General features: G+C 67.9%; 16 protein-coding genes. 6 read left to right on the top strand and 10 right to left on the bottom strand.

Annotated features, from left to right (window positions below):
* Both AL346_RS07705 and coaA read left to right on the top strand, forming a co-directional pair.
* Entirely contained in the window at positions 1-339 is a 339-nt protein-coding gene (locus tag AL346_RS07705) for a phosphoribosyl-ATP diphosphatase (protein WP_019402644.1), read from the top strand.
* A 32-nt stretch (positions 340-371) separates the two neighbouring features.
* Positions 372-1,346, top strand: coding sequence for a type I pantothenate kinase (gene coaA / locus AL346_RS07700; protein ID WP_019402643.1), 975 nt, complete (start codon positions 372-374; stop codon positions 1,344-1,346).
* Between the two features lie 168 nt (positions 1,347-1,514).
* Here coaA and AL346_RS07695 read toward each other — a convergent pair whose 3' ends face one another.
* From AL346_RS07695 to AL346_RS07675, 5 genes are all read right to left on the bottom strand, one after another.
* Entirely contained in the window at positions 1,515-2,519 is a 1,005-nt protein-coding gene (locus tag AL346_RS07695) for an adenosine kinase (protein ID WP_019402642.1), read from the bottom strand.
* Between the two features lie 59 nt (positions 2,520-2,578).
* Complete coding sequence (locus AL346_RS07690; RefSeq protein ID WP_019402641.1) at positions 2,579-2,959, bottom strand: helix-turn-helix domain-containing protein; 381 nt, start codon at positions 2,957-2,959, stop codon at positions 2,579-2,581.
* Positions 2,956-3,546: a Smr/MutS family protein gene (locus tag AL346_RS07685; RefSeq protein WP_019402640.1), complete on the bottom strand. Its 591-nt coding sequence runs from the start codon at positions 3,544-3,546 to the stop codon at positions 2,956-2,958. Before AL346_RS07685 ends, AL346_RS07690 begins: the two co-directional genes overlap by 4 nt.
* Positions 3,543-4,667 (bottom strand): murein transglycosylase A, encoded by a 1,125-nt coding sequence (locus AL346_RS07680; RefSeq protein WP_019402639.1) that lies wholly within the window; start codon positions 4,665-4,667, stop codon positions 3,543-3,545. The genes AL346_RS07685 and AL346_RS07680 overlap by 4 nt, the downstream gene beginning before the upstream one ends.
* Positions 4,668-4,810: 143 nt before the next feature.
* Positions 4,811-5,527, bottom strand: a complete 717-nt coding sequence (locus AL346_RS07675) for a Tim44/TimA family putative adaptor protein (RefSeq protein WP_019402638.1) — start codon at positions 5,525-5,527, stop codon at positions 4,811-4,813.
* A 343-nt stretch (positions 5,528-5,870) separates the two neighbouring features.
* Between AL346_RS07675 and secB the strand changes: the two genes are divergently transcribed.
* Positions 5,871-6,356: a protein-export chaperone SecB gene (gene secB / locus AL346_RS07670; protein WP_019402637.1), complete on the top strand. Its 486-nt coding sequence runs from the start codon at positions 5,871-5,873 to the stop codon at positions 6,354-6,356.
* A gap of 48 nt (positions 6,357-6,404) precedes the next feature.
* Here the strand turns inward: secB and dnaQ are convergent, their stop codons facing one another.
* From dnaQ to AL346_RS07645, 5 genes are read right to left on the bottom strand one after another with little or no spacing between them, the layout of a single operon-like run.
* Positions 6,405-7,130 (bottom strand): DNA polymerase III subunit epsilon, encoded by a 726-nt coding sequence (dnaQ, locus tag AL346_RS07665; protein WP_019402636.1) that lies wholly within the window; start codon positions 7,128-7,130, stop codon positions 6,405-6,407.
* Positions 7,124-7,747: a dephospho-CoA kinase gene (coaE, locus tag AL346_RS07660; RefSeq protein ID WP_019402635.1), complete on the bottom strand. Its 624-nt coding sequence runs from the start codon at positions 7,745-7,747 to the stop codon at positions 7,124-7,126. The genes dnaQ and coaE overlap by 7 nt, the downstream gene beginning before the upstream one ends.
* Entirely contained in the window at positions 7,744-8,601 is an 858-nt protein-coding gene (locus tag AL346_RS07655) for a shikimate dehydrogenase (protein WP_019402634.1), read from the bottom strand. Before AL346_RS07655 ends, coaE begins: the two co-directional genes overlap by 4 nt.
* Positions 8,598-9,242, bottom strand: a complete 645-nt coding sequence (locus tag AL346_RS07650) for a Maf family protein (RefSeq protein WP_019402633.1) — start codon at positions 9,240-9,242, stop codon at positions 8,598-8,600. Before AL346_RS07650 ends, AL346_RS07655 begins: the two co-directional genes overlap by 4 nt.
* 18 nt (positions 9,243-9,260) lie before the next feature.
* Positions 9,261-10,091 (bottom strand): pyruvate, water dikinase regulatory protein, encoded by an 831-nt coding sequence (locus AL346_RS07645; RefSeq protein WP_019402632.1) that lies wholly within the window; start codon positions 10,089-10,091, stop codon positions 9,261-9,263.
* A 451-nt stretch (positions 10,092-10,542) separates the two neighbouring features.
* Between AL346_RS07645 and hemE the strand changes: the two genes are divergently transcribed.
* The 3 genes from hemE (at position 10,543) to rho (ending at position 13,536) form a co-directional block, all read left to right on the top strand.
* Positions 10,543-11,583 carry a uroporphyrinogen decarboxylase gene (gene hemE / locus AL346_RS07640; RefSeq protein WP_026015218.1) on the top strand — a complete coding sequence of 347 codons (1,041 nt, stop codon included), beginning with the start codon at positions 10,543-10,545 and terminating at the stop codon, positions 11,581-11,583.
* A gap of 41 nt (positions 11,584-11,624) precedes the next feature.
* On the top strand, positions 11,625-12,053 hold the full coding sequence (hemJ, locus tag AL346_RS07635) for a protoporphyrinogen oxidase HemJ (protein WP_019402630.1): 429 nt from the start codon (positions 11,625-11,627) through the stop codon (positions 12,051-12,053).
* Positions 12,054-12,270: 217 nt separating this feature from the next.
* The gene (rho, locus tag AL346_RS07630; protein WP_019402629.1) at positions 12,271-13,536 is read left to right on the top strand and encodes a transcription termination factor Rho; all 1,266 of its coding nucleotides are present in this window, start codon (positions 12,271-12,273) and stop codon (positions 13,534-13,536) included.
* Positions 13,537-13,554: the final 18 nt, after the last annotated feature.

Raw genomic sequence — 13,554 nt, 5'->3', positions numbered from 1 at the left:
ATGAGCGGCACTTTCTCGAGCGGCACTTTTTCTCTCGACGACCTCGCACGGATCGTGGCCGAGCGCGCCAAGGCGAGCCCGGATGAATCCTATACCGCCAGGCTCGTCGCGGACGGCCAGAGGCGGGCGGCCAAGAAGTTCGGCGAGGAGGCCGTCGAGGCGGTGATCGCCGCCGTCGAGGGCGACAAAAAGCAGCTCGTCGCGGAAGCGGCCGACGTGCTCTATCATCTGATGGTCGTACTTCATGCCGGCGGCGTGCCGTTGCAGGATGTCATGCAGGAGCTGGCGCGCCGCACCGCACAATCGGGCCTTGCGGAGAAAGCGTCCCGGCAGAAGTAGGAATGGCCGGCCCCGCCGGACGGGAGACGCATATGGACAAGCCCGTGCCTGGCCTTGTGCCGCTGGAAGACAACATCTCGCCCTACCGCACCTTCTCGCGCGAGGAATGGGCGAAGCTGCGTGCCGACACGCCGCTGACGCTCACCGCCGAGGAGGTGGTGCGCCTGCAGTCGCTGAACGATCCGATCTCGCTCGCCGAAGTCGCCGCCATCTATCTGCCGCTGTCGCGCCTGCTCTCGCTCTATGTGGCTGCAACGCAAGGGCTTTTCCGGGCGACCCAGCGCTTTCTCCTCGCCGAGGAGGACGGCAAGGTGCCCTATATCATCGGCATCGCCGGCTCGGTGGCCGCGGGCAAGTCGACGACCGCACGCGTACTGAAGGCGCTTCTGGCGCGCTGGCCGAACACGCCGAAGGTCGACCTCGTGACGACGGACGGCTTCCTCCTGCCGAATGCCGAGCTCACGCGCCTCAACCTCATGGAGCGCAAGGGCTTTCCCGAGAGCTACGACACGCAGGCGCTGCTGCATTTTCTGGCCGATATCAAGGCCGGCAAGCGCAACGTCTCCGCGCCCGTCTATTCGCACCTCGTCTATGACGTCGTGCCCGGCGAGACGGTGACGGTCGACCGGCCGGACATCCTCATCGTCGAGGGGCTCAACGTGCTGCAGCCCGCCCGCATGCCGCGCGACGGCAAGGCCATTCCCTTCGTGTCCGACTATTTCGACTTCTCGATCTATGTCGATGCGGAGGAGGCGCTGCTGCACAGCTGGTACGTGCGGCGCTTCATGCGCCTGCGCGAGACGGCCTTCCGCGACCCGAAATCCTATTTCCGCAAATATGCCGACGTGAGCGAGGACGAGGCGCTCGCCACCGCCGAGCGGCTGTGGTCGCGCATCAACCTCGTCAACCTGCGCGAGAACATCGTGCCGACGCGCCAGCGCTCCAGCCTCATCCTGCGCAAGGGCGAGGACCACCGCATCGAGGAAGTGGCGCTGCGACGGCTGTGAGCGCCGGGCGAATCACGCCCGTCTGACGGTGTTTCACGTGAATCATGCCGATGTCTCGGCGCGGTTCCTGCCGTCACGGCACGGCTCGTCCCGGCCGTGCACGCTTCTTGTCAAAGGCGGGGATGCCCGCGTCGAGCGCGGGCATGACGGCCGGCCTTCTATTGGGCCTCACTCCACCGGCAGGCCGTTGTCGACCGCCATGTCCCTGAGGCTCTTCTGCGGGCGGGCACCGAGGTGCTGGATGACCTCGGCCGCGGCGAGGGCGCCGAGGCGGGCACAGGTGCGGTGGTCGTAGTGGCGGGCGAGGCCGAAGAGAAAGCCCGCGGCGAAGAGATCGCCCGCACCGGTGGTATCGACGAGCCTGTCGATGGGGAAGGCCGGCACCGCCGCGGTCTCCTCCCGCTCGACGACGAGGCAGCCCTTTTCCGAGCGGGTGACGACGCCGAGCGCGCCCTCGCGGCGGAAGGCGGCGACGGCCGTGTCGAAATCCGCCGTCTGATAGAGGCTCTTCAGTTCGTGCTCATTGGCGAAGACGATGTCGACCTTGCCGTCGCGCACCAGCGCCAGGAACTCGTCCCGGTAGCGGTCGACGCAGAAGGAATCGGACAGCGTGATGGCGACGCGGCCACCCGCGCCATGGGCGATGTCGGCCGCCTTGACGAAGGCCTCCTTGGCCGCCGGCGGATCCCAGAGATAGCCTTCCAGATAGACGATGCCGGAGGCTTCCACCGTATCGCGGTCGATATCGGCCGGGGTGAGGTTCTGGCAGGCGCCGAGATAGGTGTTCATGGTGCGCTCGCCGTCCGGCGTCACCAGGATCATGCTGCGCGCCGTCGCCGGGCCGTCGGCCGCGGGCGCCGTCGGGAAGTGGATGCCGAGCGCGCGGATGTCGTGCGTGAAGCGCCCGCCGAGCTCGTCCGTCCGGACCTTGCCGATGAAGGCACCGCGCCCCCCGAAGGAGGCGAGCCCCGCCACCGTGTTCGCCGCGCAGCCGCCCGAGATCACCACGGCCGGGCCCATGGCCTCGTACAGGGCTTCCGCCCGCGGCTCGTCGATCAGGATCATCGCGCCCTTGTGCACGTCCTGGCTGACGAGGAAGGCCTCGTCGGTATGGGCGATGATGTCGACGATGGCATTGCCGATGCCGAGCACGTCGTAGCGATGATGGGACATGGGAGCCTTTCGGGAAGAACCGGGAACCGGCTCCGCTTTGCCCGCTCCTCCGCGGGCGGTCAAGCGCCGGGGCCGGACCTGCGCCTGCGGGCCGCATCGAGGACAGCATCGAGGGCGCCGATCTCGTCCTCGCTCAAGTGGGCGATCTCGCCGGCGAGGCGGTTGGCAAGGGCGGTCGCCCGCGGCGACAGGCCGGCCGTGTCGATGACCGAGCGCGGCGCCGAGAGCTCGGCGAGCCGCTGCAATTCGTCCGCCTCGTCCCAGATCACGTTGAAATACTGGATGATGGCCTGCAGCAGCGGCCAGCTCGGCCGGCCCCGCTTGCCGTGCTCGAGCGCCGAGAGATAGGCGCTGGAGACGCCGAGCGCCTCGGCCATGTCCTTCAACGTCAGCCCGCGCTCGGCCCGCATCGCCCGCACGCGCTCGCCGAAGGGCGTCACAGCGCGCCTCCCGCGCCCTTGCGGCGGCGCAGGCGCACGTAGAGGGCGCCGGCGCCCCCGTGGGTGCGGCCGGCCTCCTCGAAGCCGAGCACGACGACGCGCAGATCGGGCAGCGACAGCCATTGCGGCACCAGGCGCCGCAGCACGCCGCGCTCGCCGCCGAAAAGGTCGGCGGAATGAGCCTCGGTACCGCCCTTGCCGGTGACGACGATGACGAGCTGGCTGCCGCGCGCCTGTTCCCGCAGCAAGAAGGCCCGCAAGGCGGCGTGCGCCTCGCTCTGGCGCAGGCCGTGCAGGTCGATCTTGGCATCGACGGCGCGCGTGCCGCGGTTGAGCGCCTGGCGCAGGCGCCGCTCCAGCGGTGCGAGCGGCAGGGTTTTCGTCTTGAGGCCACGGCCCGTCGTCCCGGTGTCGGCGGTGCGCAGGGCCATCGTCGCCGTCGCCGCATCCTCGGGCGGTGCAGGTGGCGCCTTCGGCGCCTCCGGCGGCGGCAGGGCGCGGCCGGGCAGGGGCTTCACGTCCCTCAGAACATGGCGCCACAGGGTCAGCTCGGCCTCGTCCAGCTCGCGCCGGCGCCGACGGCTCATGGCTTGCGCTCCCGGCCGGCGGGCAGGCTTCCCTTCGGCAGCAGCACGATGAAGGCGGAGGGCGCGTGGCGGACGATGCCGGAGGCTTCGCCGGCTGCGGGCCCGCTGCCGAAGAAGATGTCGGCCCGGGCCGGGCCGCGGATGGCCGTGCCGGTGTCCTGCGCGATGAAGAGACGGCGCAGCGGACGCAGGGCCTCGCTGCCAGGCTCGGGCAATTCCGCCTCCACCCAGACGGGCAGGCCGTAGGGCCAGAGCGTGCGGTCGACGGCGAGGCTGCGGCCCGGAATGAGCTGGGTCATGCCGGCGCCGAGCGGCCCCTCGGCCGGATCGAGCTCGTCCGCCCGGCGGAAGAAGATGTAGGACCGGTTCTCGCGCATCAGACGCCGGCCGGCCTCGGGATTGGCCCTAAGCCAGGCGATGAGGGCCGGCGCCGTCATCTGTTCAGGCGGAATACCGGTCTCGGCGACGACGAGCTTGCCGAGCGACGCATAGGGATGACCGTTGCGGCCGGCATAGGCGACGCGCACGACATCCCCCGCGCTCGGCCCGATGCGCACCCGCGCCGATCCCTGGACATGGACGAAGAAGGCGTCGATCCAGTCGAGATAGACGAGCGGGCGCGCCTGCGCCCCGAGCGCCCCGTCCTCGATGGCGGCACGGTCATGGTAGGGAGCGAGCCCGTCCGGCGTCCGGCGTGCGGCCGTGAAGCCGGCGAGATGGGCCGGGACGTCACCGTCGCCAAGTGGCACGACATCGTCCGGCAGGGCGAGGAGGGGCGTCGTGAAGCGGGCCGACGGTTTCAGCGAACCCTGCACCTCCGGCTCGAAATAGCCGGTGAGAAAGCCGTCTCCGGTCGGGGGCACGACGCGGTAAGGCACGAAATGGGCCTCGAAAAAGGCCCGCGCCTCGGCATCGCCGGCCTCCAGCGGCAGGCGCTGCGCCGCGGCACAGGCCGGGGCCAGGCCATCGGGCGGAAAGCCGGTGGCGCGCCGGGCGGCGGCGGTATCGGCCATGACGTCGCAGGAGCGGCGGAAGGCGGCGAGCGTCTTCGCCTGCGCGTCGCTGCGCCAGCCGGTCAGGTCGGCATAGCTGCGCTCGACAAGACGCGCGCCGGCAAGCACGTTCGGCTCTGCAGCGGCGCCGCACGCCCAGGCTGCGAGCGCGATGAGAACCGGGAGCGATCGCCCGAGGACAACGCCAACACTCTGGGAGGCCGTCTGCGTCCCGGAGTGGAGGAAACGATCCGCTGCCTGTCGCCCAGGGCTCATTGCCCGGATTCGGTCGCGACGAGCAGCCAGTTGGGATCGCGTGCGCCGAGGGTGCGCGAGAAGGTCCAGACGTCCACCACGTCGGCCACGGCTTCCGGATCGCCGTCGATGACCTTGCCGTCCTTGTCGCGCGTTGCCGTGATGAGCTTGGACAGGAAGCGCACCGTGATCTGGGCGGCCTTGCCGCGCACCTCCACCTGCTCGACCTTGGCGTCGTCGATGGAGACGAAGGTGGTCTCCACCTTCTCGCCCCGCGTCTCGCGATCGCCAATGGCCTTGTCGAAGCCTTCGAAGACGTCGCGCGACAGCAGGCCCTTCAGCGCCTTGCGATCGCCGGCGGCGAAGCTGGTCACGATCATTTCATAGGCGAGGCGGGAGCCTTCGAGGAAGCTGCGGGCGTCGAACTGGGGCTCGATGGCGGCAATGGCATCGAAGCCGCGCGCGGTCGGCGAGCCTTGTTCCGCGACGCCGGCCCAGCGGTCCGGTCGCGCCTGGGCGCCGACCTCGGCCATCTCCCCGCGATCGTTGGCGGCGCCGGGAAGGCGCACGACATTGTCCTCGCCCGGCTGCTTCGCCTGCTCACGGCGGGCGAAGGGGTCCTGCGGCGGCCGCTCGTTGCCGGTCCGCTGACCGAGGACGGAACGCAGCCGCCAGATGACGAACACGGCCAGAGCGAGAAAGACGATCGTCGTGATGTCGAAGGTGTCCTGCATGGCCTCTCTGTCGTCTCAAGCCCGGGGGGCAGCCCCATCGTCTGCCCATCTGTCCAGCGTCGGAGCGGAAATGATAACCACCTTCGCATATGGGGGCGAGCGCTCGTAACATCCACCCCGCGTGCGGACAAGTCCGCGGTCGCCCGCGCGTGTCGCCTTGTTTGCCAAATGCTTCCGTGGTAGCCCGCACGGGCTCAACAAAACGGTCGTTCTGACGCAGAGTGCGAGCATTCCGGTTCTTTTCCGCCGGGGTCGTCCCTTCGGGCGGTCCACGGAGGGCCCGGCTACTGTGAACCGATCACGACCCCGAGACAATCACCATTCCTCCCGGAGGAGTTTCGACATGACCGACAACCCGACCAACGGCGCAGCGAACGCCGACCAGACGCCGTCGCTGAACGCCCTCGCCCAGTTCATCAAGGACCTCTCCTTCGAGAACCCGAACGCCCCGCGCTCGCTCGCCCCGCAGCAGCAGAGCCCCGAGATCTCGATCCAGGTCAATGTCGGCGCCAACCAGCTGTCGGAGACGGATTTCGAGGTGACGCTCGCCCTCGAAGGCAAGGCGCAGATCGGCCAGGACGTGCTCTTCGCCTTCGAGCTGACCTATGGCGGCGTCTTCCGCGTGCGCAACATCCCGAAGGACCAGCTGCACCCGGTCGTCATGATCGAGTGCCCGCGGCTGCTTTTCCCCTTCGCCCGGCAGATCGTGGCGGATGCGGTGCGCAACGGCGGCTTCCCGCCCCTGTTCATCGATCCGATCGACTTCACCGCGCTCTACCGCCAGAAGCTCGGCGAGATGCAGGCCGCGCAGCAGCAGACCGTGTCCTGACAAAAGACGGCGGCGCGCTCCTCGGGGCGCGCCGTTCTCGCGGTTTAGCTATTCCGCCTCGGGACGGATGTATTCGCGCCACAGGGCGCTTTCCCCGAGCTCGGCGATGAAGGCCGCGTGAGCCGACCGTTCGGTGTCGGTGATCGCAGCGGGAAGGGCGATCGGCCGCTGAAGCGCCTCGTGCGTGCGCCGGATGGCGGTCTGCGTGGAGACGGCGAGGGTCGTGACCGTCTCCACCACGCCGAAGCCGAGATCGGCCTGCTTGCCCCCGATCAGCTCGATGTAGACCTCTGCCAGGATCTCCGCATCGAGCAGCGCCCCGTGCTTGGTGCGGCGCGAATTGTCGATGCCGTAGCGGGCGCACAGGGCGTCGAGGCTGTTGGAGGCGCCGGGATGCTTGCGGCGCGCCATGGAGAGCGTATCGATGACGTTCTCCGGCACGACACGCGGAAGGCCGATGCGGCCGAACTCCATGTCGATGAAGCCGACGTCGAAGGCGGCGTTGTGGATGACGAGCTTCGCATCGGCAACGAAGGCGTGGAACTCGCCCGCAATCGCTTCGAAGGTCGGCTTGTCCGCCAGGAACTCGTCCGACAGGCCGTGCACCTCGAAGGCGCCGCGCGAGACCGGCCGCTGCGGGTTGATGTAGACGTGGTAGTGACGGCCGGTCGGGATGTGATTGAGAAGCTCGACGCAGCCGATCTCGACGATGCGATCCCCCTTGAGGGCATCGACACCGGTCGTTTCTGTATCGAGGACGATCTCCCTCAGCATGTCGTTCCTTCCTGCGACCGTGGGCGGCCGGGACGCCCGGCGAGCGCCCTTACGATAGACGCGACCTGGGCCTTAGCGGCAGCGAAGCCACGGCCGGTATCCACGAGAAAATGCGCCCGCCGGCGCTTTTCGGCGTCCGGCATCTGTTTCACGTGAATCATCGCGAAGCGCTCTTCGGTCATGCCGGGCCGGGCCATGACGCGCGCCTTCTGGATGTCCGGATCGGCCGTGACCACGAGCACGGCATCGCAGCGCCCGTCGCCGCCCGTCTCGAAGAGGAGGGGAATGTCGAGCACGGCGAGCGACGCGGCGGCCTGCCGGCAGGAAGCGAGAAAGCGCTCCTCCTCGCGCCGCACCAGCGGATGCACGATGGCTTCCAGCCTCCGCAGGGCCTCGAGCTTGCCGAGCACCACCGCGCTGAGCTTCTGCCGATCGACACCTTCGTCGCCGGTTGTGCCCGGAAAGGCCGCCTCGATGAGACCGGCAGCCTCGCCATGATACAGCCGGTGCACGGCGGCGTCGGCATCGTGCACCGGCACGCCCTGCCCGCGGAACATGGCGGCCGTCGTCGACTTGCCCATGCCGATCGATCCGGTCAGTCCGAGGATGAAGGTCACGCCGCCGCCCGTTCGATGTCGCGCACCAGGAGCGCCCGCAGGTCCTCCGTCACCGTCGGCGTCCTGCCGAACCAATGCGCGAAGCCCGGCACCGCCTGGTGCAGCAGCATGCCGAGACCGTCGACCGTCGCAAGGCCGCGGGCGCGCGCCGCAGACAGAAGGCCCGTCGTCAGGGGAATATAGACGATGTCGTGCACGAGCGCCGTATCCGGCAGCGCCTTGAGGTCGACGACAAGCGGCGGCTGGCCGGACATGCCGAGCGAGGTCGTGTTGACGAGAAGGTCCGTCGCCGGCAGGACCGCGGCGAGCCTGTCCCAGCCGCACGGCTTCACCGCGGGACCGAAGGCCGCCTGGAGGGCAAGGCTGCGGTCCTCATTGCGGTTGACGAGATGGATGGTCGAAAAGCCGCGCGCGAGAAGTCCGTAGATGACGGCCCTGGCCGCGCCGCCGGCGCCGAGCACGGTGGCCGTCCCGCCCGATCTGTCCCAACCCGGAGCCCGCTCGTCGAGATTGGCGAGGAAGCCGGGCACATCCGTGTTGTCGGCGTGGAGGATGCCGTTCTCGAACCAGAGCGTGTTGGCGGCACCCATGGCCCGTGCCGTCTCGCTCACGACATCGGCGAGGCCGAGCACCGCCTCCTTGTGCGGCACCGTGACATTGGCGCCGACATAGCCGCGCTCCCGCAGCGAGGCGACGAAGCCGGCCAGATCCTCCGGCCGCACGTCCTCGCGCGTATAGTCGCCCGCTAGACCCAACTCCCTCAGCCAGAAACCGTGCACCATCGGCGAGCGCGAATGGGCGACCGGGTGGCCGATGATGCAGGCCTTGGGGATGGGACGGGCGGGATCGGTCATCGGGCAAGAGCTCCCATCGTGCGCAGCCCCTCGAGAAGGGGCAGCAGCGGCAGGCCGAGAATGGTGAAATGATCGCCGTCTATCCGCTCGAAGAGATGGATGCCGAGCCCTTCGATCTGATAGCCGCCGACGCTGCCGAGCGCACCGGACCCGGCGAGCGCCACATAACGCCGGATGAAGGCGTCCGACAACGGCCGCATGGTGAGCCGCGCCTCGGCCGAGGTGGAAAAGACGATCTCGCCGTCGCGGGCGATGGCGCAGGCGCTGCAGAGACGATGGGTGGTGCCGGCGAGACGGGCGATCTGGGAGGCGGCCTCGTCCGCATCGCGCGGCTTGGTGAGGCGGGATCCGTCGGCAAGAGCGAGGGTCTGGTCCGCGCCGAGCACGAGACGGCCTGGCCGCCGGCGGCTGACGTCGAGAGCCTTCTCGCGGGCGAGGAGCAGCGCCGCCTCCGCCGCTGCGGCATCGGCCGTCAGCTTCTCGGCCTCGACCGCCCGCTCGTCGACCGATGGCGCTTCGATCTCGGGCGCGAGCCCGGCCGCCACCAGCAGATCGCGCCGGGTCGGGCTCGTCGAGGCAAGGACGAGCGGATGGGGATCGAGCCAGAGGCCTGTCGCGTGGCCTTGCGCGCTGCCTTGCATGTCGCTGTCCCGGCCGGCTCAGATCGCGATGAACTTCATGCGATGGGCCTTGTAGAGGTCGATGATGGCGGCGGCCGTTTCCTCGATCGACCGGCGCGTCACGTCGATCACGGGCCATTGGCTGCGGGCGAAGAGGCGCCGCGACTGGGCGATCTCCTCCGCGACGCTGTCGCGGTCGACATAGGGCGAATCCTCGTCGGCGTTGAGGCTGAGCAGCCGGTTCTGACGGATCTGCACGATGCGCTCAGGGCTCGCGACGAGGCCGACGATGAGGGGTTTCTTCGCATTTTGGAGGCTGTCCGGCAGGGGGATGCCCGGCACGAGGGGAATGTTGGCGGTCTTGATGCCGCGATTGGCGAGATAGATCGAGGTCGGTGTCTTCGACGTGCGGCTGACGCCGACGAGCACGACATCCGCGTCCTCGAAATCGTCGGCCATCTGCCCGTCGTCGTGCAGCAGCGTGTAGTTCATGGCGTCGATGCGCTTGAAATACTCGCTGTTGAGAACGTGCTGGGCGCCGGGCCGGGACGCCTGCGCGGCGCCGAGATAGGACTGGAAGAGATTGAGCACCGGCGAGAGCACCGACAGGCACGGGCAGGCGGCGGCGGCGCAGGCCGCTTCCAGCCGCTCGGCGAATTCGGCCTCCACCATCGTGTAGAGGACGACGCCCGGCGCCGCGTCGATCTCCTCGATGACCCGCTCGAGCTGGGCGCGCGAGCGGATGAGAGGATAGATGTGCTCGATCGCCGAGACACCTTCATATTGCGCGGCCGCCGCGCGGGCGACGGCGATCAGCGTCTCGCCCGTGGCGTCAGAGACGAGGTGGAGATGGAAGAAGTTGCGACCCAAGGCACGAGCTCCGGCATGGCAGCGACGGCAGCATCAGATGCCTGTCGACGGGCCCGTCGACCACCTCGTCGGCCACCCCTGGGGACCGGGAGTCGAGGAATGTGGACAAGCCCGCTTCGGAGCGCCTGCTGCGGCCGGCACTGTGGCGCGTGTCGCCGGCGCGATCAACAGGCCCGCAGCTGTGGGAGGATTCAGGTTCCTCGATCACGGCTTTGGGGACGGGTCATGAATGAAGCTGATCGCCGATGCGTTAACGGATCGGAAAGGTTAAGAAACCGTTAAGCTTCCGAAGCGAGGCGGCGACCCGGCAGGCCGCGTGCGACCATCGGCAGCGGACCGGAAGGCTGGGGATGGATTGTGGATCGGGATGAGGCACGCTAATCCGCTGCCCAACAGGAAAAACAAAAAGATTCCTTTCAATCATTCTTTCTTTCTCTCTGAAGGGTGCACAGTGGAGCCTGCAACGACGAAGCCCCTGCTTCTCAGCGTGATCGACGGCAAGCCGAGCGAGCGTCCGCCGGTCTGGCTCATGCGACAGGCAGGCCGCTATCTGCCGGAATACCGGGAGGTGCGCGCCAGGGCCGGTTCCTTCCTCGACCTGTGCTACAACCCGGATCTCGCCACCGAGGTGACGCTGCAGCCGATCCGGCGCTTCGGCTTCGACGCGGCCATTCTCTTCAGCGACATCCTCGTCATTCCTCATGCGCTCGGGCAGGACGTCACCTTTGCCGAAGGAGAGGGCCCGCGCCTGCGGCCCGTCACCGATGCCGAGGGGCTCGAGGCCCTCACGCCGGCCTTCGATCTCGATCGGCTGGCGCCGGTTCTGGAGACCGTGAAGCGGGTGCGCGCGGCACTGCCGGCCGAGACGGCTCTTCTCGGCTTCTGCGGCGCGCCCTGGACCGTGGCGAGCTACATGATCGCCGGCAAGAGCACGCCGGACCAGGCGCCGGCCCGCCTTCTCGCCTATCGGGACGAAGACTTCTTCGCGGCGCTCGTCGACCGTCTCGTCGATGCCTCGGTGACGTATCTCGTGGCGCAGCTCGATGCCGGTGCCGATGCCGTGCAGATCTTCGAGAGCTTCGCCGGGGCCCTGCCGCCGGCGCTGTTCGACCGCTGGTCGCTGGAGCCGATCAGCCGCATTGCGGCCGGCGTGCGTGCGGCGCGACCGCAGGCGCGCATCCTCATCTTCCCGCGTGGCGCCGCGCAGCGGCTCGAGGTGCTGGCGCAGTCCGGCATCGCCGATGTCGTCGGCCTGGACTGGTCGGTCGATCCCGACTGGGCGCAGGAGCATGTCCAGGCACATGTCTGCGTGCAGGGCAATCTCGACCCGCTGTCGCTCGTCGCCGGCGGCAGCCAGCTCGATGCGGCCGTCGACCGGATCGTCGCGACCTTCGCCGGCCGGCCGCACATCTTCAATCTCGGGCACGGCATCCTGCCGGAGACGCCCGTTGCCCATGTCGAGCAGATGCTGCGCCGCGTCAGGGGCGTTTGAGACAGGATAAGAAGCCGGAGCGGAAGAGCGGGGCGGGACTAATGGCGCTTTACGAATGGATCAAGGCACTGCACATCCTCGCCATCATCTCGTGGATGGCGGGCATGCTCTATCTGCCGCGGCTGTTCGTCTATCACACCGGCGCCGCGCCCGGTTCGGAGACGTCCGAGACCTTCAAGGTCATGGAGCGGAGGCTGCTCAAGGCGATCATCAACCCGGCGATGATCGTGACCTGGCTCGCCGGCCTCTATCTCGCCTATGAGGGCGGCTGGTTCAGGTCCGGCTGGTTCCACGGCAAGTTCACGCTCGTCATCCTCCTGTCCGCCGTGCATGGGATTCTCGTGCGGCGCTTCAAGGATTTCGCGGCGGACCGCAACACGCGTTCCAGCCGCTACTACCGCATCCTCAACGAGGTGCCGACGGTGCTGATGATCGGCATCGTCCTGCTCGTGGTGCTGAAGCCCTTCTGATCCGTTTCGCTCGGCGAGGGGCTTGAGCGGGAGGGGAAAAGGCGTTATTGCATGATGCCTTCCCAACGATCAGGCTGGCGTCGCTGCAGCTCGTCTGCAAGGTCTGCGCGATCCCGAGAGGCGGCCCCCACTGCGGATGTGCCGCCCGAGCCTGAGTTTCCCACCTGCCTTGTCTGCCTTTTCCGGCAACCATAACCATCAAAACAGAGAGTCCCCGATGCGGGAGATTAAACTTCAGTATCTGAAGTCGAAGTCGCCGACCGAACTGCTGGCCTTTGCCGAGGAGCTCGAGGTCGAGAACGCGAGCACGATGCGCAAGCAGGAGCTCATGTTCGCCATCCTGAAGCAGCTGGCGGCGAGCGATACGGAAATCATCGGCGAGGGTGTCGTCGAAGTGCTGCAGGACGGCTTCGGCTTCCTGCGTTCATCCGATTCGAACTACCTGCCCGGGCCGGACGACATCTATGTCTCGCCGTCGCAGATCCGCCGCTTCGGCCTGCGCACCGGCGATACCGTCGAGGGTCCCATCCGCAGCCCCAAGGAGGGCGAGCGTTATTTCGCCCTGCTCAAGGTCAACACCATCAATTTCGAGGACCCGGAGAAGATCCGGCACAAGGTTCACTTCGACAACCTGACGCCGCTCTATCCGGACGAGCGCCTCAAGCTCGAGATCGAGGATCCGACGCGCAAGGACTTCTCCTCGCGGATCATCGACATCGTCTCGCCCATCGGCAAGGGCCAGCGCGGCCTCATCGTCGCGCCGCCGCGTACCGGCAAGACGGTGCTTCTGCAGAATATCGCCAAGTCCATCACGACCAACCATCCCGAATGCTATCTCATCGTCCTCCTCATCGATGAGCGGCCGGAGGAAGTGACGGACATGCAGCGCTCGGTGAATGGCGAGGTCATCTCCTCGACCTTCGACGAGCCGGCGGCCCGCCACGTGCAGGTTGCGGAAATGGTGATCGAGAAGGCCAAGCGCCTCGTCGAGCACGGGCGCGACGTCGTCATCCTGCTCGATTCGATCACCCGTCTCGGCCGCGCCTACAACACCGTCGTCCCGTCCTCGGGCAAGGTGCTGACCGGCGGTGTCGACGCCAATGCCCTGCAGCGGCCGAAGCGCTTCTTCGGCGCGGCGCGAAACATCGAGGAGGGCGGCTCCCTCACCATCATCGCCACGGCGCTGATCGATACCGGCAGCCGCATGGACGAGGTGATCTTCGAGGAGTTCAAGGGCACCGGCAATTCGGAGATCATCCTCGACCGCAAGGTCTCCGACAAGCGCGTCTTCCCGGCCATCGACATCACCCGCTCCGGCACCCGCAAGGAGGAGCTGCTGGTGCCGTCGGACGTGCTCAAGAAGATGTATGTCCTGCGCCGCATCCTCAATCCGATGGGCACGGTCGACGCCATCGAGTTCCTGCTCGACAAGCTGCGCCAGACCAAGACCAATTCGGATTTCTTCGAATCGATGAATACCTGATGCGTCAGGCACGACGGC

The organism is Chelatococcus sp. CO-6 (assembly GCF_001271345.1).
GTDB lineage: Bacteria > Pseudomonadota > Alphaproteobacteria > Rhizobiales > Beijerinckiaceae > Chelatococcus_A > Chelatococcus_A caeni.
Note: the sequence above shows the minus strand (reverse complement) of the source record. Positions and strands in the feature narration are given on the sequence as shown.